Consider the following 23,091-nt stretch of genomic DNA (forward strand, 5'->3'; position numbering starts at 1 on the left):
TTTATCTATATTCGATCGAACTTATATTGCTATGGGAGTAAGCATTTTAATGTTTTTTTTCTATTTCACTGTTTTACAGTGGAGCTTGTTTCATTATCTCAGCGAGTTGAATATGACAGTGAGAAAAATAGCAGACGGAACGTATGGGCTGGATCACAAAATCGAGGTGCGCAGACGCAGTCTCTTTGGTCCTATGGCTGCTAACGTGAATAGCTTAGTTGACCGCTTGCATCATGCGCTTGAGGAAGAGCGCAAGGCGGAGCAAACCAAAAACGAATTAATAACGAATGTCTCGCATGACCTTCGTACGCCGCTTACTTCCGTGCTTGGTTATTTGGGGCTCATTGAACAGGATCGGTATAGAGATGAAGTGGAGCTTCGCCATTACGTGCAGATTGCTTATGAAAAATCAAAACGGCTCAATGTATTAATCAATGATCTGTTTGAATATACGAGAATGCGTTATGACTCGGCGGAGCTCAAGCTGAAAAACTTCAATTTAACGGAGATGCTCGGACAAATGCTCGTTCAATTCCACTTGCCGCTTCAAGAAGCGGGCATGACAAGCAAGCTGGATGCGAAGGAGACGTCCGTTATGGTAAAAGGGGACGCCGCCAAGCTTGTGCGCGTATTCGAAAATCTGATCGCAAATGCGATGAGCTACGGGAAAGAAGGCAAAAAGCTTTTGATAACGGTTCATACGGAGGAAAAAGCTGCAGTTGTCGAGGTCATTAACTATGGCGAGCCGATTCCGACGACCGATATGCCGTATATTTTTGACCGGTTCTATCGGGTGGACAAATCGCGTACGCAGTGGTCGGGCGGCTCGGGTCTTGGTCTAGCGATAGCCAAAAGCATTGTTTTAAAGCATGGAGGCACGATTTCGGTAGCTAGCGACATTGAACAGACCGCATTTCGGGTAACCTTGCCTTTAATTAAATAATTATTAAGGTTTTCTTATGGTTCGGTTACGGTCTCCTTAAGCTGCGCCTTCTATACTTTGTCGTATGGAAGTGACAGCGGAAGGGGATCGTTTACGATGTTGGAGAGAACATATTGAAGGAAATTTAATCCGGCTATCAAATTATTGCTTATTGCGGCTGGCCTAATCGCATGTATCCTGTATCTTGTTTCATTAAAAGGCAAGCCTGCCGTATCGGATCTGCAGCTGGGAGCTAGCTCGGCGATCTTGATGGATTTGCAGACCGGCGAAGTATTGTATGAAAAAAATGCAAATGAAGCGCTGCCGCCAGCGAGCATGTCCAAGCTGATGACAGAGCTCATTATTTTGGATCTGACGAGCGAAGGCGCGCTTGGCTGGAACGAGAAGGTTAAGACGAGCGCTTACGCAGCGGAGGTGCCGGGCTCGCAAATCGGCTTCGAGGCGTTAGAGAGCTATAGCGTTAGAGAGCTGTTCGAAGCGATGGCGGTTCACTCCGCTAATGATGCGGCGGTTGCGCTTGCGGAGCATGTCAGCGGCAAAGAAACGGCATTCGCCGCCTTAATGAACAAACGGGCAGAGAAGCTGGGTTTGTCCAGCCAAACTATCTTCGCCAATGCAACCGGGCTTAGCTCGGAGGACCTGCTTCCGTTCCCGGAAGCGTCAGCGGAGGGTGATACGGAGATGACAGCGAAGGACACCGCCATGCTGGCAGCTTATTTGTTGAAGAAATATCCGGAGGTGCTGGATGTTTCGCGCCGCAGCAGCGTGAAGCTGGCCAATAGGGCGAAGAGCCTGCAATCGACGAATTTGATGCTCAGCGGCATGCCGTATGCTTTTCCGGGCAATGATGGGTTAAAGACGGGCTACACCGTGCAGGCTGGTTATTGCTTCACAGGAACGGCAAAGCAGGATGGGCGGCGCCTTGTATCGGTCATCATGGGAGCTGACACGCCGGAGCAGCGCTTTATCGAAACAGGCAAGCTGTTTCAATTTGGCTTTAAAACGGACGGATTGACGAGCTTGATCGGACATATCCAAAGCAAGCTGGGCATACAGGTAGGATAAAAGCAGGGCTCAAGACGAAAATTGTCGAATTTAGTCGTTTAAACCTACTTGTTTAATAGTGTAAGAATGATGTTAAATCTAGAACAATCGCTGGGCGATTTTTCTAGATTTATTTGTTTTATGTCACAATATATGACGCGGAATGATTTACTTACTAATATTTGCTGTCTATAATGAAATTATTACGGGTAGAGAGGTGAAAAAATGCAGTTGACTGAACGTGAGAAAGAAAAGCTGCTTATTACAATCGCTGCGGATTTGGCAAGGCGCCGGATGAACCGCGGTGTGAAGCTTAACTATCCAGAAAGCATTGCGCTTATCACCTCTGAAATTATGGAAGGCGCGCGCGATGGGATGACGGTGGCCAAATTAATGGAATTTGGAACGCAAATTTTGAAGCCGGATCAAGTCATGCCCGGCATCCCGGAAATGATCCATGAGGTGCAGGTAGAAGCTACTTTCCCCGATGGGACGAAGCTTGTAACCATTCATTACCCGATTACGGGTTAAGCAAAGGTTCGGCTGTGAGCGCAGTATATCGATAGAGGTTCCCATACAAGTTAGAGCGACCACATAAGAGAGAGGAGCGCTTTGCAGGATGATACCAGGACAATACCGCACGGCCCCAGGGGAAATCGAATTAAATGCCGGGCGCCTGACGAAGCAGCTAATCGTAGTCAATACTGGCGATAGACCCGTGCAGGTAGGCTCTCATTTTCATTTTTTTGAAGTGAATCGCGCACTGAAATTTGATCGCGAGGCAGCGTTTGGCATGCGGCTTCATATTGCAGCGGGGACAGCGGTACGTTTTGAGCCGGGCGAGGAGAAGCCGGTGACAGTTGTAGAGCTAGGCGGCGCGAAGCTGTCGTATGGCTTGAACGGGCTAAGCCAAGGGAAGGCGGAGGCAGGCGCAATGTCCGAAGCCGTACGAGCGCGGCTCGCAGCTTGGGAGGGTGAAGGCGGATGACGAAGATGGATCGACGAAGCTATGCGGCAATGTTCGGACCTACGACCGGAGACGCGATTCGCCTGGCAGATACGGAGCTATGGGCACAGATCGAGCATGACTTTACCGTTTATGGCGACGAGTGCAAGTTCGGCGGAGGCAAGGTTATCCGAGATGGCATGGGGCAATCAAGCGGTGCCATGCGTGATGAAGGCGTGCTTGATACGCTCATCACCAACGCAGTTATCATTGATCATTCCGGCATTATAAAAGCGGATATCGGCATTAAAGACGGATATATCGTCGGCATCGGGAAGGCGGGCAATCCAGACATTATGGATGGGGTGCATCCGAATATGATCGTTGGCGCAAGCACCGAGGTAATCGCCGGAGAAGGCAAGATCGTAACGGCAGGAGCAATCGATTCGCATATTCATTTTATTTGCCCGCAGCAAATCGAGACGGCGCTCTCCTCTGGCGTGACCACGATGATTGGCGGCGGCACCGGCCCGGCAACGGGAACAAACGCTACGACCGTTACGCCGGGCGCTTGGCATATGAGGCGCATGCTGGAGGCGGCTGAGCATTTTCCAATGAATATCGGTTTCACGGGTAAAGGCAATGCCTCGTTTACCGCTCCGCTCATTGAGCAAATTGAAGCGGGAGCGATCGGGCTGAAGCTGCATGAGGATTGGGGCACGACACCAGCGGCGATCGATGCCTGCTTGCAAGCGGCGGACCAGTATGACATTCAGGTAGCCATTCATTCGGATACGTTAAACGAAGCGGGTTTTGTTGAAGATACCCTCGCAGCTATCGGTGGACGAACGATTCATACCTACCATACAGAGGGTGCGGGAGGCGGCCATGCGCCTGATATTATTATCGCCGCTGGCGAGCTGAACGTGCTTCCGTCGTCGACGAATCCGACGCGGCCTTTCACGATCAATACGATCGAGGAGCATTTGGATATGCTGATGGTTTGCCATCACCTCGACAGCAGCATCCCCGAGGATGTCGCGTTCGCTGATTCGCGGATTAGGCCGGAGACGATTGCCGCAGAGGATATTTTGCATGACATGGGCGTGTTCAGCATGATCAGCTCCGATTCGCAGGCGATGGGACGCGTTGGCGAGGTCATTATTCGGACTTGGCAAACCGCAGACAAAATGAAAAAACAACGTGGACCGCTATCGCCGGATAACGAGCAGCACGATAATTTCCGCATTAAACGCTACATTGCCAAATATACGATTAATCCGGCGATCACCCACGGTGTATCTCATCTGGTTGGCTCGCTGGAAGCGGGCAAGTACGCTGACCTTGTCATTTGGAATCCGATGTTTTTTGGCGTCAAGCCGGATCTTGTCCTGAAAGGGGGCAGCATCGCGTTTGCCCAGATGGGCGATCCGAACGCCTCGATCCCGACGCCGCAGCCGGTATTTGGCCGTCCCATGTTCGCTTCCTTCGGGAAGCTGGTGTACAGCAGCTCGATTACGTTCGTCTCTCAGGCTGCCTACGACCGCGGCATCGCGCAGGAATTGGGGCTTCAGAAACGAATCGAGCCGGTGAAAGGCTGCCGATCGGTAACGAAAAAAGATATGATCCACAATGATGCAACGCCTAAGCTCGAGGTGGACGCAGAAACCTACCATGTGCTGGTGGACGGCGAGCATGTGACCTGCGAGCCGGCTGAAGTGCTGCCTATGGCGCAGCGTTATTTCTTATTTTAACGAGGGGCAAAAGATAATGAAGGATCACGTAAGATGGCTGGCGATGCAGCAGCTGCTGGATTCGGCGCTGCCGATCGGCGGTTTCTCGCATTCGTTTGGCCTTGAGACGCTCGTTCAGGACGGCAGGATGAATCATGCGAGCCAGCTTTATGCTTATGCATCCGCCATGCTGCTGCAAAGCTGGGCAACCTCGGATGCGATGATTATCAAGGCGGTTTACCGGGATGCGCCGCAAGCGGACTGGGAGCGACTATGGTCAGTCGAGCGGATCGTTCATTTGCAGAGAGCGGCATCGGAAACCCGCAGCGGCGTGGAGAAAATGGGACGGCGCTTGCTGCAGCTCGCATCGGCTATCCATCCTCAGCTTAACTGGTCGCCGCTTTCCGAGGCGATGCGCGCAGGCCGTTGCTTTGCTTCCCACCCGCTTGCGCACGGCTATGCCTGCTGGCTGCTTGGCGTTTCGGAGGAGCAGGCGATTCAGGGCTATTTTTATACCTGTATCGTTACCTGCGTCAATAGCGCGCTTCGCCTTATGTCGATGGGACAGACGGAGGGGCAATCCTTAATTGCCAGGCTGACTCCCTTGACGGAGGAAGCGATGGAGATAACGAGGGAGCTTGAGCCAGAGGAGGCTTATTCCAATATGCCGATGGCGGAGCTCTCGATGATGCGCCATGAGCGTTTGTATTCTCGGTTATTTATGTCTTAACTATATCAATTGGAGGAATGACAAATGTGCCAAGGACAAGGACATACGCATCAAGAATGGGAAAGCAAAGCGATTGACAGCTCAAGACCAATTAGAATCGGGATTGGCGGGCCGGTTGGCTCCGGCAAGACAGCGCTTGTTGAACGGCTTACGCGCGAGCTTCACACGAAATTCAGTGTTGCGGTTATTACGAACGATATATATACGAAGGAAGATGCCCGTATATTGTTTAACACTGGCGTTCTGCCGGAGGAGCGCATTATTGGCGTAGAGACGGGCGGCTGTCCGCATACGGCGATTCGCGAGGATGCTTCGATGAATTTTGAAGCGATTGAAGAGCTGGAGCGCCGATTTGACCATTTGGATCTGATCTTTATCGAGAGCGGCGGCGATAACTTGGCCGCTGCATTCAGCCCGGAGCTTGTTGATCGTTTTATCTATATCATCGACGTAGCCCAAGGGGAAAAAATTCCGCGCAAAGGCGGTCCCGGCATTATGCGCTCGGACCTGCTCGTCATCAACAAGATCGATCTGGCTCCTTATGTGGGCGCAAGCCTTGAAGTGATGGAGGCGGATACGGTGAAAATGCGCGGCGACCGTCCCTTCGTCTTCTCGAATCTGTTCGGTGGGGACGGCGTTGATGAGATCGTAAGCTGGCTTACGCACGAGGTTGCTCACGCAAGAGGAACAGAGCATTCGCATGTGATTCAGCTCACGAGCATTCCTGCTGAGCACCGCCACTCCGCATCCTAATGGAGCGTACGCAAGTTGCCCTAACGGCAAAGGAACAAGGGAACTCTTCGGATATGAGAACGTCCGTGCTGCGCGCTTCCTTCGCTAACTCGCGGGGGCAGACTTTCATCGAGAACAAGTTCCACACCGCCCCGATTAAAATAGCGAAGGCTTTCCCGCTGGAAGGTCAGCTTGGCGTCATCGTCATGGACGTATCGCCCGGCCTGCTGGACGGTGACAGATATGAACTTGAATGGACTGCCGCGGCTGCTGCCCATGCCATGATTACGAATCAATCATACACGAAGGTGCACCCAAGCACGTCAAGCAGGGGTTCCGCGATGCAGCAGACGTTTATCCTTGAGGAAAATGCGGTTATCGAGCATATGCCGGAGCCAGTCATGCTGTACAAGGACGCGGCGTTTCGGAATGAGACGGCGGTTCGTTTGAAGGAAGGCTCGGCGTGGCTGCAAGCCGAGGTGCTGTGCCCGGGACGGACGCTCCGCGGCGAGCGCTTCGATTACCGCGCATACAGCAATGCGCTGACGGTTCATTACGGCGAGGAGCTTATTTTCTCGCAGCGGCAGCGGATCGAACCGGCGAAGCAAACGATTTCCGCTCCCGGCTGCTGGGATGAGATGACCCACTGGGCCACCTTTTATATGTTCTCAGACCTAGTAAGCAGCGTGCATCTGGAGCAGCTTCAGGAGACGCTTGATAGCTGCGCGGCGCCTGACGGGCACAAGATCCTTGCAGGTGCGTCGATGACGCATCGGTTCGGGGTAGCGGTATCCGCCGCATCAACGGCGGCATGGCCGCTGCAGCAGCTGATGCAGGAGCTGTGGCGGACGGCGCGCAAAGGTTTGCTGGGCAAGCCGCCGCTGCGCTTTTTGCAAGGATAACGAAAAGAATAGAAATAAAATGGGTCTGCCAACGGCTGTTGGCGGACCTTTTTATGTTTATGCAGGTTCTTGCCTACACAAAATAAATATATTTCTTGGAACAATATTAGTTAATCTTATAAATGGACGTTATAATATGGACAGCAGAGAAAATAGAAATATGAGATGGGTTGGTGATCGATTGGAAGCTTCAAGTGCGGAAAGGCTGGAATTAATGAGACGTCTGGACGAATCCTTTCGTCAGGTGCGGAGACAAATTAATGCCGAATGGAACACCTACAACGTACATGGCTTAGGTATGACGCATGGAAGGATGCTTACGATTTTAGCGCAATCAGGCGCGCAGAAGGCGTCGGCACTGGCTGAGCAGCTCCTTATTACAAGCGGAGGCGTTACCGGAATAGCAGATCGGCTGATCGAGCTTGGTTATGTGAAGCGGGAGCGGGGCGAGAAGGACCGGCGCGTGGTCATGCTTGATATCACGGAGGCGGGGCTTGAAATCGTCAAGCTAATCGAAACGATTCGAATGAAGATGATGCATAGGCTGTTCGACGGGATGTCGATTGCGAATATGGAGCAGGGTTTATATATCTTCGAACATATGAGCAAAAATATGGAAACGGATGTTACGAATTCGTGACTATTTACATATTTCATTTTTAATCCTATTAAAACTAGTGTAAAATAAACTAGAAATTTGTCGAATGGAAATAGGTTGACAAATTCCGATAAAACAACTAGGATTAAAAGGAAATAATACATTCAACGTTTAGGGGAGATTTTGATGAAGAAGGCAATTGCTTTAGCGGTATCGTTATTTCTAATGGTCGCGATTGTTGCAGCTTGCGGATCTAACAAAAACGATGCAGGAAACGCAGCGAATAATGGCGCGGCGACAAATAATGCAGCGGGCGACAAAGCGGATAAGAAAAAAATCGCTCTCGTGCTTCCAGAAAAAATCGGCGTGAACAAGTTTTTCGTATTGATGGATGAAGGCTTCAAAAGAGCTGGCGAAGAATTTGGCGCAGATGTCAAAACGATTGAATCTACTGATCCTGCCGCTTTCGAGCAAAATCTTCGCGCTACGGTAGCTGAAGATTATGACCTTATCATCACAGCAACGTTCCAAGCTGAGGACGCGCTTAAAAAAGTAGCTGCCGAAAATCCGGACAAGCCATTCGCAATCATTGATACCGTTGTTGATTTGCCGAACGTTCGCAGCGTAAACTTCCGCGAGCATGAAGCTTCCTACTTGATGGGAGCACTTGCAGGTCTTGCAACTAAAACAAACATCGTTGGTGCTGTCGTAGCTATGGACGCGCCACTGCTTAGCAAATATACTTCGGGCTTCGAGCAAGGCTTGAAAAGCACGAACCCAGACGCACAATTCCTAATCAACTATGTAGGAAGCTTCGCAGATCCGGTTAAAGGCAAAGAGCTTGCATTGCTTCAACAATCCAAAGGCGCAGACTTCATTGCCGGCATGGCAGCTGTAGGCGACAACGGCGTATTCGAAGCAGCGAAGGAAAAAGGCTTCTTCACTTCCGGCCAAGATACAGACCGTACGGATGAAGATCCAGAGCATATCGTTCTATCGCAATTAAAAGGTACAGATGCTGTTGCTTACGAAACGGTAAAATCATTCGTAGAAGGCAACTTCGCATATGGCATTGCCGACTACGGTTTGAAAGAAGACGGCGTAGGTCTTACATTCGTAACGAAAGAAAGCCAATCAGCGCTTAACCCGTTCATCGGCCAAGAGAATGTTGATAAAGTTAAAGCTATCGCTGAAGATATTAAATCTGGTAAAATCGTAGTAGTAAACCCGCTAGCTCAATAGGTTGATATGCCGGCTGCTATCCATGCAGCCGGTTTGCTTGTTGATTGGAAGCTTCCTCCATCTTGGAGGAAGTGGTTTTTTTTGTTTATACGGCAATGAAAGGAGAGGGCGTTTGTATGTTGCTTCAGATGGATAACATCACCAAGTCTTATGGAAGTGTAACCGCAAATAGCGGCGTTTCGTTTTCGCTCGGAAAAGGAGAAATTCATGCCTTGGTCGGTGAGAACGGTGCCGGGAAAACGACGCTGATGCGTATTTTATATGGCATGGAAAGCCCGACAAGCGGTGAGATCCGTTTGAACGGCAAGCCGGTTTCCTTTGTAAGTCCTGCTGATGCAATCAATCACAAGATCGGAATGGTTCACCAGCATTTCATGCTGTTCCCGACGTTTACGATCGCGGAAAACATTGTGATTGGCCGTGAGCCCTCCAAGGGAGTCGGCTTCGATCGGAAAGCTGCTGCCATAGAGACGGAAAGGCTTGGCAAGCTGTACGGCATGCCTGTAGATCCGTGGAAAAAGGTTGCGGATTGCTCTTTGGGCATGCAGCAGCGCGTTGAAATATTGAAGGTGCTCTATCAGGGAGCGGAAGTTATTATATTGGATGAGCCGACGGGCGTTTTAACGCCGCTCGAGGTGAAAGAGCTGCTAATTGCGATTAAAGCTTTAGCCGCTCAAGGAAAGAGCTTTGTATTAATCAGTCATAAGCTGCAGGAAATTATGGAAGTGGCGGATCGTGTAACGGTGCTTCGGGATGGCAAGGTCACGGGAACGCTTGATGCCAAGGACACGAATGTGGAAAGCTTGTCGCGGCTTATGGTTGGCCGGGATTTAGTGCATATATCGCGAAACGAGTCGTTCAGAGGAAAACCCGTCCTTGAAGTAGCGGAAGTGTCGATGAAGGGGACGAAGACGAAGCCGCTTCTGAGTGACATCAGCCTTCATGTCAATGAAGGCGAAATTGTTGGCATCGCAGGCATTTCGGGCAATGGCCAATCGGAGCTTATTCAGGCCATTTCTGGTCTAATGAAGCCGGACAACGGAATGATCAAGCTGCTAGGACAAGACGTGACAGGCGCGCCGGTCGGGGCTATTCGCGAGCGCGGACTTGCCCATATTCCAGAGGATCGCTATCAATGGGGCGTTGCGAAGGATGCGACAGTTACCGAGAACGGCTTGATGGGCCATACGGGAAGCCATCAGAAGTATGGCATTTTAAATGGAACGAGCATTCGCCATATGATTGCGGAATGGGTAACGCGGTTCGGGATCAAAACCGGCTCGCTGTCTACAAAGGCTCAATTCTTGTCTGGCGGGAATCTTCAAAAGCTGATCGTGGCCCGGGAGCTTGCACAGAAGACTCCGTTTCTTATTGCAGCAGAGCCGACGCGGGGCGTCGATGTTGGCGCGATGGAAATCATTCATGGCGAGCTGCTTAAGAAACGTGACGAGAAGGGAGCCATTTTGCTCATTTCCTCGGAGCTTACAGAAATATTAAAGCTGTCGGATCGAATTTTGGTCATGTATGAGGGACGGATCGTAGGCGAGCTTGATGCCGACTCGGCAACGGAAGAGCAAATTAGTTTGTTAATGGCGGGAGGAAAAGCGGTTGGATAAGCTGTTACAATACGGACGTTCGCTGATGCAGCCGCTGCTTGCTGTCATCGTAGGCCTTGCAGCCGGAGCGATCGCCATCGTAATCGTCGGAGGCTCCGTCATGGAGACGTATGCGGAAATGTGGAAAGGCGCCTTCGGCAGCTTTTACTTTTTTACGAATACGCTAAGCAGGGCTACGCCAATTATTTTGATCGGACTTGGCGTAGCGCTTGCTTTTCGTGCCGGATTTTTTAATATGGGCTCGGAAGGGCAGATGGTGCTTGGGGCACTAAGCGCAGCTGTTACGGCGATCTATTTGCCAGGGCCAGGTTGGTTTAAGCTTGTCGCTGCCATTATAGCCGGAATTATTTCCGGGGGAATATGGTCGGCCTTCGCAGGCTGGCTGGACGCAAGATTCCGAATGAATTTACTTATCACGACATTATTGCTCAATTATATTGCTACGTTATTCGCGGGTTATATCGTCTCGTATCCACTTAAGGATCGAACAGGCTCTGCGGCAATGGCACAAACGGTTATGATTGACCAAAGCGTGTGGCTGCCTAAGCTCTTTAAAGGAATGAGCCTGCACGCAGGCTTCATTATTGCCGCGGTTGGAGCGATATTGCTGTTTTTGTTTATGCGTTATACGGTCAAAGGTTATGAAATTAGAATGTTAGGCGGCAATCCTCTGTTTGCTAGCTACGGCGGCGTGCAGCGGGGCAAAATGATGCTGCTGAGCATGTTCGTCAGCGGTGGATTCGCGGGACTCGCCGGCTCTGTTGAGGTGCTTGGCACGCAATACCGCTATTTGGATGGCGCATTAACGTCACCGGGATACGCGTGGTCAGGCATCATGGCGACGCTGCTTGCCGGATCACACCCGCTAGGCACAGCATTTGCGGCGATATTGCTCGCTGCGCTGCAGACCGGCGGAATGGGCATGGAGCGCAACACCGATGTGCCGCTTGAGGTGTCGAGCATCATTCAAGCCGTGCTCATTTTGTTCGTATCGGCCAAATTCACTTATTCGTTTATTAAACGCAAGAAGGCGAGGTCATAGTATGGATTTTTTATTGGATGTCTCGCTATACGCCTCGACGCTTCGTATGGTTACACCCATTCTTCTTGCAGCGCTCGGCGGCGCTATATGCGCGCGTGTCGGCCTGTTTAACGTAGGTTTAGAAGGTTTGGTGCTAATTGGCGCATTCTCGGCAATCGTGGGCAACCACTTTACGGGCAATGTTTTTGCAGCGGTACTGTTTGCGGTAATATGCTCGCTTATCTTTTCAACATTGTTTGGCTATATGAGCATCCATCTTAAAGCCAATGTTATCGTAGTTGGTATAGCGCTCAACTTCCTGGCGCTTGGACTGACGACCTTCTCGCTGCGTGCGATCTTTGATGTAAAAGGGGCATATTACAATAAGGATATGGTAGGCCTTCCAAAATGGGACATTCCGGTGCTAAAGGATATTCCATGGCTAGGAGATGTGTTGTCAGGCCATTCGCCGCTCGTCTATCTATCCGTTGTGCTCGTAATTGCCTTGCAGTGGTTCCTGTTCAAAACGGTCACAGGCTTTCGTTTGCTCGCAGCCGGCGAGAATCCGACGGCGGCTAAGAGCCTTGGCATTAAGGTGTCCCGCATTCAGTATGGCGCCGTGCTCATGTGCGGCGTGTTATGCGGACTGGCAGGCGCACAGCTGTCGCTTGGCAATGTTACGATGTTTACGGAAGGCATGACTTCGGGCAGAGGGTTCATCGCACTCGTTGCCACGATGCTCGGCCAGTCCAATCCGATAGGCGTTGCGGCTTCGAGCTTGCTGTTTGGCTTTATGGACGCGCTCAGCATCAGGCTTCAAGGATTCGCTTTGCCAACGCATTTTACGATGATGCTGCCTTACATGGTTACGATTGCCGCAATGCTGTTCTTTAAGGACAAAGGTTATATGCAAGAAGCTCGTAAATCGAACGAAAGCTCTCGCTAGTATCATATAAAACTCGGAGGTAAGCACCATGCACAAAAAAGCAGAGCGTCTGAAAAAAGTGACCGCGATCAGGCAGGCGGAGGTTGCTCCTGAGCTTGCCAGCCGTGTGCCGCCTGGTCAAACGTTGACGGAACGGTTTCCGATTTTGCATGAGGGAGATGTTCCTCTCTATGATATAAACGAGTGGTCGCTTCGGGTGTTTGGCGAAGTGGACGAGGAGCGCTCATTCAGCTTCGAGGAGCTTCTCGCGCTGCCTCAAACCAAAACCGTGTGCGACATTCACTGCGTTACGCGCTGGTCGAAGCTCGATACCGAGTGGGAAGGGATTAAGTTCAAGGACCTTTTGCCTCTGCTTGGCGTGAAGCCTGATGCCAAATATGTGATGATTCATGCGGACGAGGACTATGACACCAATGTGCCGCTTGAGGATTTGCTGCACGATAACATCTTGCTGGCACATCGTTATGACGGAGAGCCGTTGACCGATAAGCATGGCTGGCCGATGCGCTTGCTCGTTCCGCATTTGTATTTTTGGAAGAGCGCCAAATGGATTACAGGCATTGAGTTTATGAAAGAGGATCGAGAAGGCTTCTGGGAGCGCAATGGCTTCCACAACTACGCAGATCCATTCAAAGAGCAGCGGTTCACCAGCGAGGAGAACGCGATGCCTGAGGATGAATGGATGAAGAAGGAGTTTGATTAATACGATGTTGCCTATTCTACAAGTAAATCCAGAAGATTTGCCGGCTTACGCCATTGTCTGCGGCGACCCGCGCCGTGCGGAGACGATTTCTAAGAAGCTTGCCAATGTAAAAGAGCTCGCGTTCGCCCGTGAATATCGGACGTTCGTAGGTGAATATGAAGGCGTACAGCTAGCGGTTGTTAGCCATGGAGTAGGCTCGCCGGGAGCGGCAGTTTGCTTTGAGGAGCTTATTCGCGGCGGCGTGAAGACGCTCATCCGGGTTGGAACAGCCGGTTCCTATTCGGCAGACCATCCTGCGGGAAGCCTTGTCGTTAGTACGGCGGCTGTACGGGCGGAAGGTCTTACGCATCAGCTTGTGCCTGCCGGCTTTCCTGCTGTAGCGGACAGCGAGGTTACGGCTGCGCTGTACGAATCAGCGCTTGAGAGCGAAGGCATCGTGAAAAAAGGGATCACCGTAACGCTTGACGTCTTTTTCTCAGGCGTAGTCGACATCCCGCATCGCGAGTATAAACAAGCTGGTGCGCTGGCTGTTGAGATGGAAATCGCAGCATTGTATGTCGTTGCGTCGCTGCGCGGAGCTCGTGCAGGCGCGATTTTGGCGCTGGACGGATACGCGGATTCGGATTTGGCGGGCGAGTATGATCCGCATACCGATGTTGTTGCGAAAGCAATCGAGCGGGAGATTGAAACAGCGCTTCGCGCTGTCGTTAAGCTTGCTTCTGCGTAACTAAAATGGCTGCTGGCTAGGAGGGGAACATCTCGTGAGCGGAACGCTGTTCAAGCGAGAGTGGTTAGTTGGGGATTTGCATCCGCATGTTTTTGCTTATTATTTTAAACAGTGGGCAGATTACACCATGACCTTTCATACGCATGATGCGATTGAAATTATGTATGTCATTTCCGGGTCATGCGGCATCGAGATTGAAGCGACCTCGGCTGCCGCAGCATGCGAGATGACGCTTAAGAAAGGCGAGTTTATCATTCTTGATGCGAATGTGCCGCATCGCCTTATCGTTGACGAACGCGGACCGTGCCGGATGCTTAACGTTGAATTTGATTTTAGGGAGCGCCATGCGGCGTTCCCCTCTATGCGACAGCTTGCTTTGGAGGACGAATTTGTGGCCGAATTGATCACAGAGCCGTCCTCTTATTTGTTATTGCGCGATCCAAGCGAGGTCTATCAGGTGCTTAAGAGCCTGGTACTGGAGCTGGACAGCCGCGGCAAAAGCATTAACCTGAAGGCGGAGCTGCTGTTTGCGCAGCTGATCTTGGCCATTGCGCGCTTGCATGGCGAGTCTGGCGCGCAAGGGATCAATACGGTAGAGCTGTATGTCAAGCAAGCGATTGAATACATGCATCACAACTATGACCGAGACATTCAGGTGAAGGATATTGCAGCGGCAGTCAGCCTTCATCCCGGCTACTTGCACCGGATATTCCGAGCGCACTATGGCAAGACGTTAACCGGTTATTTAACGGAGCTGCGGATGGAGAAGGCCAAAATGCTGCTGCGTGAGACGGATGTGGCGATTGCAGATATTTGTGATTATGTGGGCGTAGGGAGCCGGCAATACTTTCATGCGATGTTCAAAAAATATACGAACCAGACGCCGATTGCTTACCGGAATGCGGTGGATACGCAAATTTTGGATAGCCGGGGATTAACGTTTGAATGATAAAAGTGACGATATCTGACAGCAAAAGAGTGAGTTGGTCACTATTTTGATAACGCTTCCGTTTTATCGTTGTTACAATGTAGAGGAGATTAAACGACTCTATTAAACGATATTCGGAGGCGATTTGGCATGTCTGCTTTTAAAATTACATTTATCGGCGCGGGCTCGATTGGATTCACGCGCGGCCTGCTTCGCGACTTGCTCGCGGTGAAGGAATTCCACAACATTGAAATTGCTTTTACCGATATTAACGCACATAACCTTGAGATGGTAACTGCGCTTTGCCAGCGCGATATTCAGGAGAACGGCTTATCGATCTCGATTCAATCGACAACCGATCGGCGCGAAGCTTTGAAGGATGCGAAGTACGTTATTTGCACCATTCGAGTCGGCGGGCTTGAAGCGTTCGCAACGGACGTTGATATACCGCTCAAATATGGTGTCGACCAGTGCGTAGGCGATACGCTCAGCGCTGGCGGCATCATGTACGGACAGCGCGGCATTGCCGAAATGATGAATATTTGCCGCGATATAAGGGAGGTTGCAGCAGCGGATGTGCTCTTGCTCAACTATGCAAATCCGATGGCGATGATGACGTGGGCATGCAATAAGTACGGCGGCGTGCGGACGATTGGCTTATGCCATGGCGTTCAGGGCGGCCATTGGCAAATTGCAGAGGCGTTTGGCTTAAAGCAGGAGGAAGTTGATATCATTTGCGCAGGCATCAACCATCAAACCTGGTACATCCAAATTAGGCATAATGGCGAGGATTTAACCGGCAAGCTGCTTGAGGCATTCGAGAAGCATCCCGATTTTAGCCGTACGGAGAAGGTGCGCATCGATATGCTGCGCCGCTTCGGCTATTACAGCACGGAATCGAACGGCCATTTGAGCGAGTATGTGCCTTGGTACCGCAAGCGCCCGGAGGAAATTAACGATTGGATCGATCTAAGCTCATGGATTAATGGAGAAACGGGTGGTTACCTGCGCGTTTGTACAGAGGGGCGCAATTGGTTCGAGACTGATTTTCCAAACTGGATGAAGGACCCGGCAAATGAGTTCAAAAGCGAGCTGCGCAGCCATGAGCATGGCTCATATATTATCGAAGGGCTGGAAACGGGCAGAGTGTATCGCGGACACTTCAACGTGGAAAATAAAGGGGTTATCGCCAATCTGCCAAATGACGCGATTATCGAGGCACCGGGTTACGTTGATCGCAATGGCGTTTCGATGCCAACGGTTGGCGAGCTGCCGCTTGGCGCCGCAGCCGTCTGCAATGTAAGCATATCGGTGCAGCGCCTAGCCGTTGAGGCAGCGATTCATGGCGACGACAAGCTTTTGCGGCAGGCATTTATGATGGACCCGCTAGTTGGCGCCGTTTGCAATCCGAATGAAATATGGCAGATGGTAGATGAAATGCTCGTGGCGCAGGAGCAGTGGCTGCCGCAATATACGGAATCAATCGCCGCAGCCAAGAAGCGCCTGACGGAAGGCCCGCTGATTCCTACACGCGATTATGAAGGAGCAGCCCGTCTCAAGGTGAAGACGGTTGAGGAAATGCAGCAGGACCGGGATGCCGCGAATAAAAATGCAGGCGAATCGGATAAAGGGAAGGAACGCGTCTAACGAGGGGCATATTTGAGCTCGATGGGCTCGAGAATCGCCCCAGACGGACTCCAAGCCGGAGGGCCGAACTTTTTGAGATAACCCAGCGTATTCATATAGTCTTCAACGGATTGTTCGTCATTCATTTTTTTGAAAATTTCCCAGCAGGCGATAACGTCGTTGAGCGCGCGATGGCCGCCAATTAGCGGGATGCCGTAACGATCGGACATGTCTTTGAGCGTATGCGGATAGACATGTCTGGCGCGGCTGATCGTCAGCGTATCGATAAAGCTGTTCGTAAAGGATCTGCCGGCGATTCTTAGCAAGGAATGGTGCAGGAAGCCAAGATCGAAAGCAGCGTTGTGAGCGATCAATACGTTGTCGCCGAGCATGCGGTTTAAAATCCGGAATGCGGTATCCTCGTCCATGCCGGTAGCGGTCATCTCATCGGTAATGCCGGTCAGCTCCGTTATTTTTGCCGAAAGCTTGCCATCATAACGGACGAGCGTGCTGAATTCGCTGGCGATTTCACCATTGACGCAGCGAATCGCCGCCATTTCAATAACCCGATCCTTCTTCGGATCAAGTCCGCTCGTTTCAAAATCGATGACGGTATAAGAATGATTAGTCATAGTTGGTTCACCACTTTTTCTAGTTATAAGTTGCAATCGCTTCTGAAATAATTCGACAAAAAACATAAAAAACCTTCTATTGCGAACATGAAACGACCCATTGCCGGAGCTTAGCAAGCCGGCAATGGGTCGTTTTTGCTTTGTTAGATTCTGTTTAGGGGTTAGTGGTTATTGCCGGACGCGTTGCCTTTTTTGTCGGAAGTTTTTGTCGTTGTATTTTTGGTTGCGTGTCCTTGCTGCTTCGCCATATCGGTTCCCCCCTTTCAACGTAATGGTTGTATTTTGTGATTAGAGGGGAGGTGGTTATTCGCGGTTAGGCAAGAAGGGGTAGGTCATTCGTGGTGAAAAGATAGTTAAAGGACCGATAGCAATGTTTGATGATGATTCTACAAGACCATGTTTATCCAGTTTCTTATTAATAATCATTATAACTTATTATTTTTACTTGTAAACATATACAGAAATAAGTATTTATATGCGGTTTTGAACATTTAATTTATAAAATTTAACATAAACTTACCCCCAAATTGTCAAAAAATATCCCTATTCAACAGCGTGATTCACCCTCACAATATTCATTGTAGCGATTTTAGAAAGCGCATACATTTTTGTGTTGTCCCCGGGAGGTGATTTGCTCTTCACAGCTTTGTTTTTGTAAGAGGAAGCAGCCATAAACGATGGAAACGGAACATTTTTAAATTTGAGAGGAGAGATTGATGAATGAAGAAGAGGATGAAGAAAGCTTCCACGCTTGTGATGCTGGCGGCAATGCTCTTGTCAGCGGTTGGTTTATTTGTGCCTGCTGCGTCTACTCAGGCCGCAGCCGCGAATAATTCGTATAAAGTAATCGGGTATTTTCCGGCATGGGGCGCTTATGGGCGCGGTTATAACGTAACGGATATCGATGCTTCTAAATTGACTCATATCAATTATGCATTTGCGGACATTTGCTGGAATGGCTCTCACGGAAATCCTGATCCAACAGGCCCTAATCCTGCGACTTGGTCATGCCAAAATGAAGCGGGAGCGATTACTGTTCCGAACGGAACAATAGTACTGGGAGATCCATGGATTGACGCCCAAAAGGCTTATGCGGGAGATGCATGGGATAAGCCGCTAAAAGGAAATATTGGCCAGCTCATTAAGCTGAAGCAAGCGAACCCGCATCTAAGAACGATTATTTCGATCGGCGGCTGGTCATGGTCGAATCGTTTCTCGGATGTTGCCGCAAGCTCCGCTACACGTTCCGTCTTCGCTAAGTCCGCTGTCGACTTTATTCGCCATTATCAATTTGACGGCGTTGATCTTGACTGGGAGTATCCGGTAAACGGAGGTTTGGCCGGCAATAGCGCAAGGCGTGAAGATAAGCATAACTATACGCTGCTCCTGCAGGAGGTGCGCAAGGAGCTGGATGCGGCTGAAATCGTAGACGGCAAGACGTATGAGCTTACGATCGCTTCGGGCGCATCGCCTTCGTACGTAAACAATACGGAGCTGGCACAAATTGCGGCTACGGTTGATTGGATCAACATCATGACTTATGATTTCAACGGCGGTTGGAGCACAAAGAGCGCGCATAACGCACCGTTATATACCGATTCCGCAGCTGTGCAAGCAGGCATACCGAACGCGGACACTTTTAATGTTGCAAAAGGTGTGCAAGGCCATCTTGATGCGGGCGTCCCAGCCAATAAGCTCGTGCTAGGCGTTCCGTTCTACGGACGCGGCTGGAGCGGCTGCGCAGCTGGACCTAACGGAGACGGGCAATATCAAACTTGCGCAAGCACGCCACCTGCGGGAACATGGGAAGCCGGCGTATTCGACTACGGCGATTTGGCTGCCAAATATATTAACAAAAACGGATTTGTTCGTTATTGGAACGATGTTGCGAAGGTGCCATACTTATACAATGCTGCCTCCAAAGTTTTTATCAGCTATGATGACTATGAATCGTTCGGCTACAAAATCGATTATTTGAAAACAAAAGGATTAGCTGGCGGCATGTTCTGGGAGCTTTCCTCGGATTGCAGAGTTAGCGGCAACTATAGCTGCAGCGGCAATAAGCTGCTAGATAAGCTTGCAGGAGATTTAAATAACGGAGGAACGCCTGGCGGCGGAAATCCAACTGATCCTGCGGACACGATAGCTCCATCCACTCCAGCTAATTTGACTTCAACCGCAAAGACCTCTTCAAGCGTTACCCTCAGCTGGTCGGCGTCTACAGACAATAAAGGCGTGACCGGTTATCAGGTTTATAACGCTGCAGCACTCGCCGCAACCGTGACGGGTACATCTGCAACGATTAGCGGGTTAACTGCTGAAACGGCATATTCGTTTACTGTCAAAGCAAAGGATGCGGCAGGCAATTTGTCGGCAGCAAGCGCGGCAGTTTCTGTAACGACAGCTGCAGCGCCAACGGGTACATGCCCGGCTGCAGAGTGGGCGTCAGCAACCGCTTATAGCGGCGGCCAGCAGGTGAAATACAACGGAACCGTATACGAGGCAAAATGGTGGACGCAAGGCGATCAACCTGATCAATCCGGCGCATGGGGCGTTTGGAAAGTAATCGGGCCTTGCGGCAGCGGCGGTGGCGGAACGACCACGCCTGTGCCCGTTGATACGGCAGCGCCAAGCACGCCTGCTGGATTAACCGTGGCGGGACAAACGACTTCGAGCGTATCGTTAAGCTGGAGCGCGTCTTCAGATAATACCGGGGTGACGGGTTATGAAGTATTTAATGGATCGACGCTGATCGCGCAATCTGCAACAGCATCTATTGTAGTTAGCGGCTTAACGGCAGGAACGACTTATCACTTTACCGTAAAAGCAAAGGATGCAGCCGGCAACCGTTCGGCAGCGAGCTCGCAGGTTTCGGTAACACTGGCTGCAACCGGCGGAGGCGGTAACGGCACGGGCGCAGCAGCTTGGAGCGCGGGCGTTTCCTATCATGCCGGAGACTTGGTTAGCTATGGCGGCGTGACTTATAAATGCTTGCAGCCCCATACAGCGATAGTTGGCTGGGAACCAGCAAATGTGCTGGCACTATGGCAAGCGCAGGCCTAGTTGATTCGATTAGAAGCTGGGCAACGGGGAAGGAGATAGTCCTCACTTATGCGTTACAGTAAATAGGAGATTCTCGAATGAAGGACATAAACGCTTCCAAAACCACGTTGTCAGTGGGCTTGGAGGCGTTTTTTGCTAGAATCATTGATGTTTGAGTATTTTCAAGTCGGGTCGGCAAGTCTAATCATGCGAACAAAGGACATAATCAGTGAATACGGTTACTTGATTGCCCTATATGGAAGGATAGCGGCTATTTTGAGGGAGAGAGCGCTTTCTTAAGCCGAGGGTAGGGGATTGCCATGTGATAAACTAAATAAAAAGAAAACGTTTTTCAGTTGAGAAGCAACGGGGGATGCAGCAAATGCAGACGGAGACCAGATTTTGGACTAGATTGAATCTATTCAAAGGTACGCAGATTCCGCCAGAAAGCAGGCTCGGAAAGGACGCTGTAACTGCTTTAATTATTCATTGCTGTTTTCAGTTCGGTGCATCGATGTCTGGTTTATTTCTCAATTTATACTTATGGCGGCTGACACAGGATTTAACGGTAAACGGGATTTATAACATCGTTGTGTTCATCCTGACACCGCCCGCCTTTGCGCTTGGAGGCTGGATTGCAAAACGAAGCGACCGAATGGTGACGTACCGGCTGGGCATCGTCATGATCGCCATTTTTTATTTGATGGTCGTTATTGCACAGGAGCATGTCGCACAATATTACATATGGTTTGCCATTTTTAACGGCGTTGCCGCCGGGCTATATTGGACCGGATACTTAGTCATACAATATGATGTTTCGACGGAAGCGAACCGGATTCGGTTTCTTGCGATCAATATGATTTTTTTTAATGCATCGGGGCTTGCCGGGCCTGCGCTTGCAGGCTACATCATCCAGCGAAGCGAAGGGCTGCAGGGCTATGTTATTATTTTCACGCTCGCATTTATTATGTTCCTTATCGCTGCGTTCGTCAGCTTCCGCATTCCGATGGTAAAGTCCCATCATAAAGCTTATTATTTAAAGTTTATGGGACTTGTAATGAACAAAAATAGGCGCTGGTTAAAAGCATTGTACAGCTTTTTTGTGCTCGGCTTATTCCAAGGCATTATGCTGTTTCTGCCCAATATCATGCTGTATCAAACGGTAGGGCGCGAGGACTGGGTAGGCTATATGGGTGTTTTCTTCTCATCGCTGACCGTGGCAACCGGTTATGTCATTTCCAGAAAAGCGCAGAAGGAGCAAGTGCGCAAATACGTTCTGCTGTCTACGACCGGTGTTGCGATTGGCTCCGCGCTGCTGCTCTTCCAGGTTGCTTTTTGGTCCGTCGCCGTATTTATGATTTTATTCTCGATCTGTAATCCGCTTGCAGTCAATACGCTTACGTCTTATTACTACCGTCTCATCGGGACGCTTCCGCTCAAAGGGCAGCTGCGCGTTGAATCCGTTGTGATGAGGGAGCTGTTCTTGAATGTAGGGAGGGTAATCTCAATAAGCGTCCTTATATTGCTAGCTTCGGATTTGGCTTCCATATGGATGCCGGTCGTGCTGTTTACAACAGCAGTGCTTCAATACATTTCGGTCATGTTGATTAAAGAAAAGCAGCATGCCGAGCCGTAATCATGACGAGCTTAGTTGTCAACTAATCTTAGGAGAGACTGTCCGGCCGGGTCTTAACGGATCTGCGGGCAGTTTTTTTATTTACAATTATTTGGGATTGACGAGAAATATGAAATCCCTTATAGTCTTTACATACCTATACGGGTATATGTATAAACAACGAAGGGAGCATAACATGACGGCAAATCACTCTGAATTAACGGGAATGACAGCAGCGGCGCTAGCTAAGATAGTATTTGGCAAGGACCCATTATTTATTTTGGATGTTCGCAATGAAGAAGAGTATAGCAATTGGAGAATAGAAGGCGAGCATGTTCAAACGATAAACATTCCTTATTTTGAGTTTCTAGAAGGTGCAGAATATGTATGGGATCAAATACCGGAGCATCAAGCGGTGCTGGTCGTCTGCGCCAAAGAAGGCTCTTCAAAATATGTGGCGGAACAGTTAATGGAGCATGGGATTATGGATGTATCGTATCTAATGGGCGGGATGAAAGCTTGGAGCGAGCATTTGGAGCCGGTTAAGGTAGGCGACTTGAACGATGGAGGCGCCATCTACCAATTTGTTCGGGTGGGAAAAGGATGTCTCTCCTATATGATTATCTCTGGCGGCGAGGCGGCAGTTGTTGATGCCGTTCGCATGACGGATGTGTTTACGGACTTCGCCGATAATCTGGGTGTGAAGATCACCCATACAATCGATACCCATCTTCATGCAGACCATATTTCTGGCGGACGCAAATTAGCTGAAACAACGGGTGGTTCCTACTGGCTGCCGCCAAAAGATGCGGGTGAGGTCGTATTTTCCTACCGCAAGCTTGGAGAAAGCTCTGCAATTACCGTTGGAAAGTCAACGATCAGCATTCAGCCGGTTTATGCGCCAGGCCATACGATTGGCAGCACATCGTTAATCGTTGACGGTAAGTATCTGCTCTCGGGTGACAGCTTATTTGTCCAATCGATTGGCCGTCCTGATTTGGCTGGCAAAGCGGAGGATTGGGTAGACGATCTTCGAAACACTTTATACAAACGCTATAAATTAATATCAGAGGATTTGGTTGTATTGCCTGCGCATTTTGGACAAGTTGCCGAGCTTGGTGAAGGAGGCAAAGTATCAGCGCGCCTCGGTGATTTATACCGGATGAATCCGGGATTAAACATGCAAGACGAAGCTGAGTTTAGAGCAGCAGTCACGGAAAACTTGCCGCCTCAGCCCCATGCATACGAAGCGATCAGACAAATTAATATGGGGAAAATGTCACCGCCCGATGAAGAGCAGCGCGAGATGGAGCTTGGGCCTAATCGCTGCGCGATTCACGATAAATAATTAGAAATGAGGTTCAT

Annotated in this window: 21 protein-coding genes; 20 read left to right on the forward strand and 1 reads right to left on the reverse strand. The window is 50.2% G+C overall.

Going from position 1 to position 23,091, the window contains the following annotated elements:
* The first annotated feature begins 49 nt into the window (after nucleotides 1–49).
* The 17 genes from ADU23_RS17185 to ADU23_RS17265 all read left to right on the forward strand — a co-directional run bounded on the left by ADU23_RS17185 (nucleotide 50) and on the right by ADU23_RS17265 (nucleotide 16,458).
* The gene (locus tag ADU23_RS17185; RefSeq protein WP_231637440.1) at nucleotides 50–943 is read left to right on the forward strand and encodes a sensor histidine kinase; all 894 of its coding nucleotides are present in this window, start codon (nucleotides 50–52) and stop codon (nucleotides 941–943) included.
* A gap of 144 nt (nucleotides 944–1,087) precedes the next feature.
* A complete protein-coding gene (locus ADU23_RS17190) occupies nucleotides 1,088–2,008 on the forward strand; it encodes a D-alanyl-D-alanine carboxypeptidase family protein (protein WP_053374851.1) in 921 nt (306 codons plus the stop codon).
* Between the two features lie 204 nt (nucleotides 2,009–2,212).
* A complete protein-coding gene (locus ADU23_RS17195; protein ID WP_053374852.1) occupies nucleotides 2,213–2,518 on the forward strand; it encodes an urease subunit gamma in 306 nt (101 codons plus the stop codon).
* Nucleotides 2,519–2,606: 88 nt separating this feature from the next.
* Nucleotides 2,607–2,975 carry an urease subunit beta gene (locus ADU23_RS17200; RefSeq protein WP_053374853.1) on the forward strand — a complete coding sequence of 123 codons (369 nt, stop codon included), beginning with the start codon at nucleotides 2,607–2,609 and terminating at the stop codon, nucleotides 2,973–2,975.
* Nucleotides 2,972–4,687: an urease subunit alpha gene (ureC, locus tag ADU23_RS17205; RefSeq protein WP_053374854.1), complete on the forward strand. Its 1,716-nt coding sequence runs from the start codon at nucleotides 2,972–2,974 to the stop codon at nucleotides 4,685–4,687. Before ADU23_RS17200 ends, ureC begins: the two co-directional genes overlap by 4 nt.
* A gap of 16 nt (nucleotides 4,688–4,703) precedes the next feature.
* On the forward strand, nucleotides 4,704–5,396 hold the full coding sequence (locus ADU23_RS17210) for an urease accessory protein UreF (protein ID WP_053374855.1): 693 nt from the start codon (nucleotides 4,704–4,706) through the stop codon (nucleotides 5,394–5,396).
* 24 nt (nucleotides 5,397–5,420) lie between these two features.
* A complete protein-coding gene (gene ureG / locus ADU23_RS17215) occupies nucleotides 5,421–6,149 on the forward strand; it encodes an urease accessory protein UreG (protein WP_053374856.1) in 729 nt (242 codons plus the stop codon).
* 53 nt (nucleotides 6,150–6,202) lie between these two features.
* Nucleotides 6,203–7,030 (forward strand): urease accessory protein UreD, encoded by an 828-nt coding sequence (locus ADU23_RS17220; protein WP_063846210.1) that lies wholly within the window; start codon nucleotides 6,203–6,205, stop codon nucleotides 7,028–7,030.
* Between the two features lie 136 nt (nucleotides 7,031–7,166).
* Nucleotides 7,167–7,670 carry a MarR family winged helix-turn-helix transcriptional regulator gene (locus ADU23_RS17225; protein ID WP_197286075.1) on the forward strand — a complete coding sequence of 168 codons (504 nt, stop codon included), beginning with the start codon at nucleotides 7,167–7,169 and terminating at the stop codon, nucleotides 7,668–7,670.
* Nucleotides 7,671–7,814: 144 nt separating this feature from the next.
* Nucleotides 7,815–8,870: a BMP family lipoprotein gene (locus ADU23_RS17230; RefSeq protein WP_053374858.1), complete on the forward strand. Its 1,056-nt coding sequence runs from the start codon at nucleotides 7,815–7,817 to the stop codon at nucleotides 8,868–8,870.
* Between the two features lie 116 nt (nucleotides 8,871–8,986).
* Nucleotides 8,987–10,486 (forward strand): ABC transporter ATP-binding protein, encoded by a 1,500-nt coding sequence (locus ADU23_RS17235; protein ID WP_053374859.1) that lies wholly within the window; start codon nucleotides 8,987–8,989, stop codon nucleotides 10,484–10,486.
* Entirely contained in the window at nucleotides 10,479–11,528 is a 1,050-nt protein-coding gene (locus ADU23_RS17240; RefSeq protein WP_053374860.1) for an ABC transporter permease, read from the forward strand. The genes ADU23_RS17235 and ADU23_RS17240 overlap by 8 nt, the downstream gene beginning before the upstream one ends.
* Nucleotide 11,529: 1 nt before the next feature.
* The gene (locus ADU23_RS17245) at nucleotides 11,530–12,453 is read left to right on the forward strand and encodes an ABC transporter permease (RefSeq protein WP_053374861.1); all 924 of its coding nucleotides are present in this window, start codon (nucleotides 11,530–11,532) and stop codon (nucleotides 12,451–12,453) included.
* Nucleotides 12,454–12,481: 28 nt separating this feature from the next.
* Complete coding sequence (locus ADU23_RS17250) at nucleotides 12,482–13,156, forward strand: sulfite oxidase-like oxidoreductase (protein WP_053374862.1); 675 nt, start codon at nucleotides 12,482–12,484, stop codon at nucleotides 13,154–13,156.
* A 4-nt stretch (nucleotides 13,157–13,160) separates the two neighbouring features.
* Nucleotides 13,161–13,883, forward strand: a complete 723-nt coding sequence (locus ADU23_RS17255) for a nucleoside phosphorylase (protein WP_053374863.1) — start codon at nucleotides 13,161–13,163, stop codon at nucleotides 13,881–13,883.
* 34 nt (nucleotides 13,884–13,917) lie between these two features.
* Nucleotides 13,918–14,832 carry an AraC family transcriptional regulator gene (locus ADU23_RS17260; protein WP_053374864.1) on the forward strand — a complete coding sequence of 305 codons (915 nt, stop codon included), beginning with the start codon at nucleotides 13,918–13,920 and terminating at the stop codon, nucleotides 14,830–14,832.
* Between the two features lie 129 nt (nucleotides 14,833–14,961).
* Nucleotides 14,962–16,458, forward strand: a complete 1,497-nt coding sequence (locus ADU23_RS17265; RefSeq protein WP_053374865.1) for an alpha-glucosidase/alpha-galactosidase — start codon at nucleotides 14,962–14,964, stop codon at nucleotides 16,456–16,458.
* Here the strand turns inward: ADU23_RS17265 and ADU23_RS17270 are convergent.
* Nucleotides 16,455–17,069, reverse strand: a complete 615-nt coding sequence (locus ADU23_RS17270; RefSeq protein ID WP_053374866.1) for a 3'-5' exonuclease — start codon at nucleotides 17,067–17,069, stop codon at nucleotides 16,455–16,457. The genes ADU23_RS17265 and ADU23_RS17270 overlap by 4 nt on opposite strands.
* 720 nt (nucleotides 17,070–17,789) lie before the next feature.
* Here ADU23_RS17270 and ADU23_RS17275 point away from each other — a divergent pair.
* The 3 genes from ADU23_RS17275 (at nucleotide 17,790) to ADU23_RS17285 (ending at nucleotide 23,074) form a co-directional block, all read left to right on the forward strand.
* Nucleotides 17,790–20,132: a glycosyl hydrolase family 18 protein gene (locus ADU23_RS17275; protein ID WP_053374867.1), complete on the forward strand. Its 2,343-nt coding sequence runs from the start codon at nucleotides 17,790–17,792 to the stop codon at nucleotides 20,130–20,132.
* 352 nt (nucleotides 20,133–20,484) lie between these two features.
* On the forward strand, nucleotides 20,485–21,747 hold the full coding sequence (locus ADU23_RS17280; protein ID WP_231637442.1) for an MFS transporter: 1,263 nt from the start codon (nucleotides 20,485–20,487) through the stop codon (nucleotides 21,745–21,747).
* Between the two features lie 175 nt (nucleotides 21,748–21,922).
* A complete protein-coding gene (locus tag ADU23_RS17285) occupies nucleotides 21,923–23,074 on the forward strand; it encodes an MBL fold metallo-hydrolase (protein WP_053374868.1) in 1,152 nt (383 codons plus the stop codon).
* Nucleotides 23,075–23,091: the final 17 nt, after the last annotated feature.

The organism is Paenibacillus sp. FJAT-27812, from assembly GCF_001273905.1.
In the GTDB taxonomy this organism is placed as follows: Bacteria; Bacillota; Bacilli; order Paenibacillales; family Paenibacillaceae; genus Pristimantibacillus.

Coding starts and splice junctions, on each gene's coding strand:
- ADU23_RS17235 (WP_053374859.1), top strand. CDS start 8,987: ATGTTGCTTCAGATGGATAACATCACCAAGTCTTATGGAAGTGTAACC.
- ADU23_RS17275 (WP_053374867.1), top strand. CDS start 17,790: ATGAAGAAGAGGATGAAGAAAGCTTCCACGCTTGTGATGCTGGCGGCA.
- ADU23_RS17245 (WP_053374861.1), top strand. CDS start 11,530: ATGGATTTTTTATTGGATGTCTCGCTATACGCCTCGACGCTTCGTATG.
- ADU23_RS17285 (WP_053374868.1), top strand. CDS start 21,923: ATGACGGCAAATCACTCTGAATTAACGGGAATGACAGCAGCGGCGCTA.
- ureC (WP_053374854.1), top strand. CDS start 2,972: ATGACGAAGATGGATCGACGAAGCTATGCGGCAATGTTCGGACCTACG.
- ADU23_RS17250 (WP_053374862.1), top strand. CDS start 12,482: ATGCACAAAAAAGCAGAGCGTCTGAAAAAAGTGACCGCGATCAGGCAG.
- ADU23_RS17230 (WP_053374858.1), top strand. CDS start 7,815: ATGAAGAAGGCAATTGCTTTAGCGGTATCGTTATTTCTAATGGTCGCG.
- ADU23_RS17200 (WP_053374853.1), top strand. CDS start 2,607: ATGATACCAGGACAATACCGCACGGCCCCAGGGGAAATCGAATTAAAT.
- ADU23_RS17255 (WP_053374863.1), top strand. CDS start 13,161: ATGTTGCCTATTCTACAAGTAAATCCAGAAGATTTGCCGGCTTACGCC.
- ADU23_RS17185 (WP_231637440.1), top strand. CDS start 50: ATGTTTTTTTTCTATTTCACTGTTTTACAGTGGAGCTTGTTTCATTAT.
- ADU23_RS17270 (WP_053374866.1), bottom strand. CDS start 17,069: ATGACTAATCATTCTTATACCGTCATCGATTTTGAAACGAGCGGACTT.
- ureG (WP_053374856.1), top strand. CDS start 5,421: ATGTGCCAAGGACAAGGACATACGCATCAAGAATGGGAAAGCAAAGCG.
- ADU23_RS17220 (WP_063846210.1), top strand. CDS start 6,203: ATGAGAACGTCCGTGCTGCGCGCTTCCTTCGCTAACTCGCGGGGGCAG.
- ADU23_RS17265 (WP_053374865.1), top strand. CDS start 14,962: ATGTCTGCTTTTAAAATTACATTTATCGGCGCGGGCTCGATTGGATTC.
- ADU23_RS17225 (WP_197286075.1), top strand. CDS start 7,167: ATGGACAGCAGAGAAAATAGAAATATGAGATGGGTTGGTGATCGATTG.
- ADU23_RS17210 (WP_053374855.1), top strand. CDS start 4,704: ATGAAGGATCACGTAAGATGGCTGGCGATGCAGCAGCTGCTGGATTCG.
- ADU23_RS17195 (WP_053374852.1), top strand. CDS start 2,213: ATGCAGTTGACTGAACGTGAGAAAGAAAAGCTGCTTATTACAATCGCT.
- ADU23_RS17280 (WP_231637442.1), top strand. CDS start 20,485: ATGCAGCAAATGCAGACGGAGACCAGATTTTGGACTAGATTGAATCTA.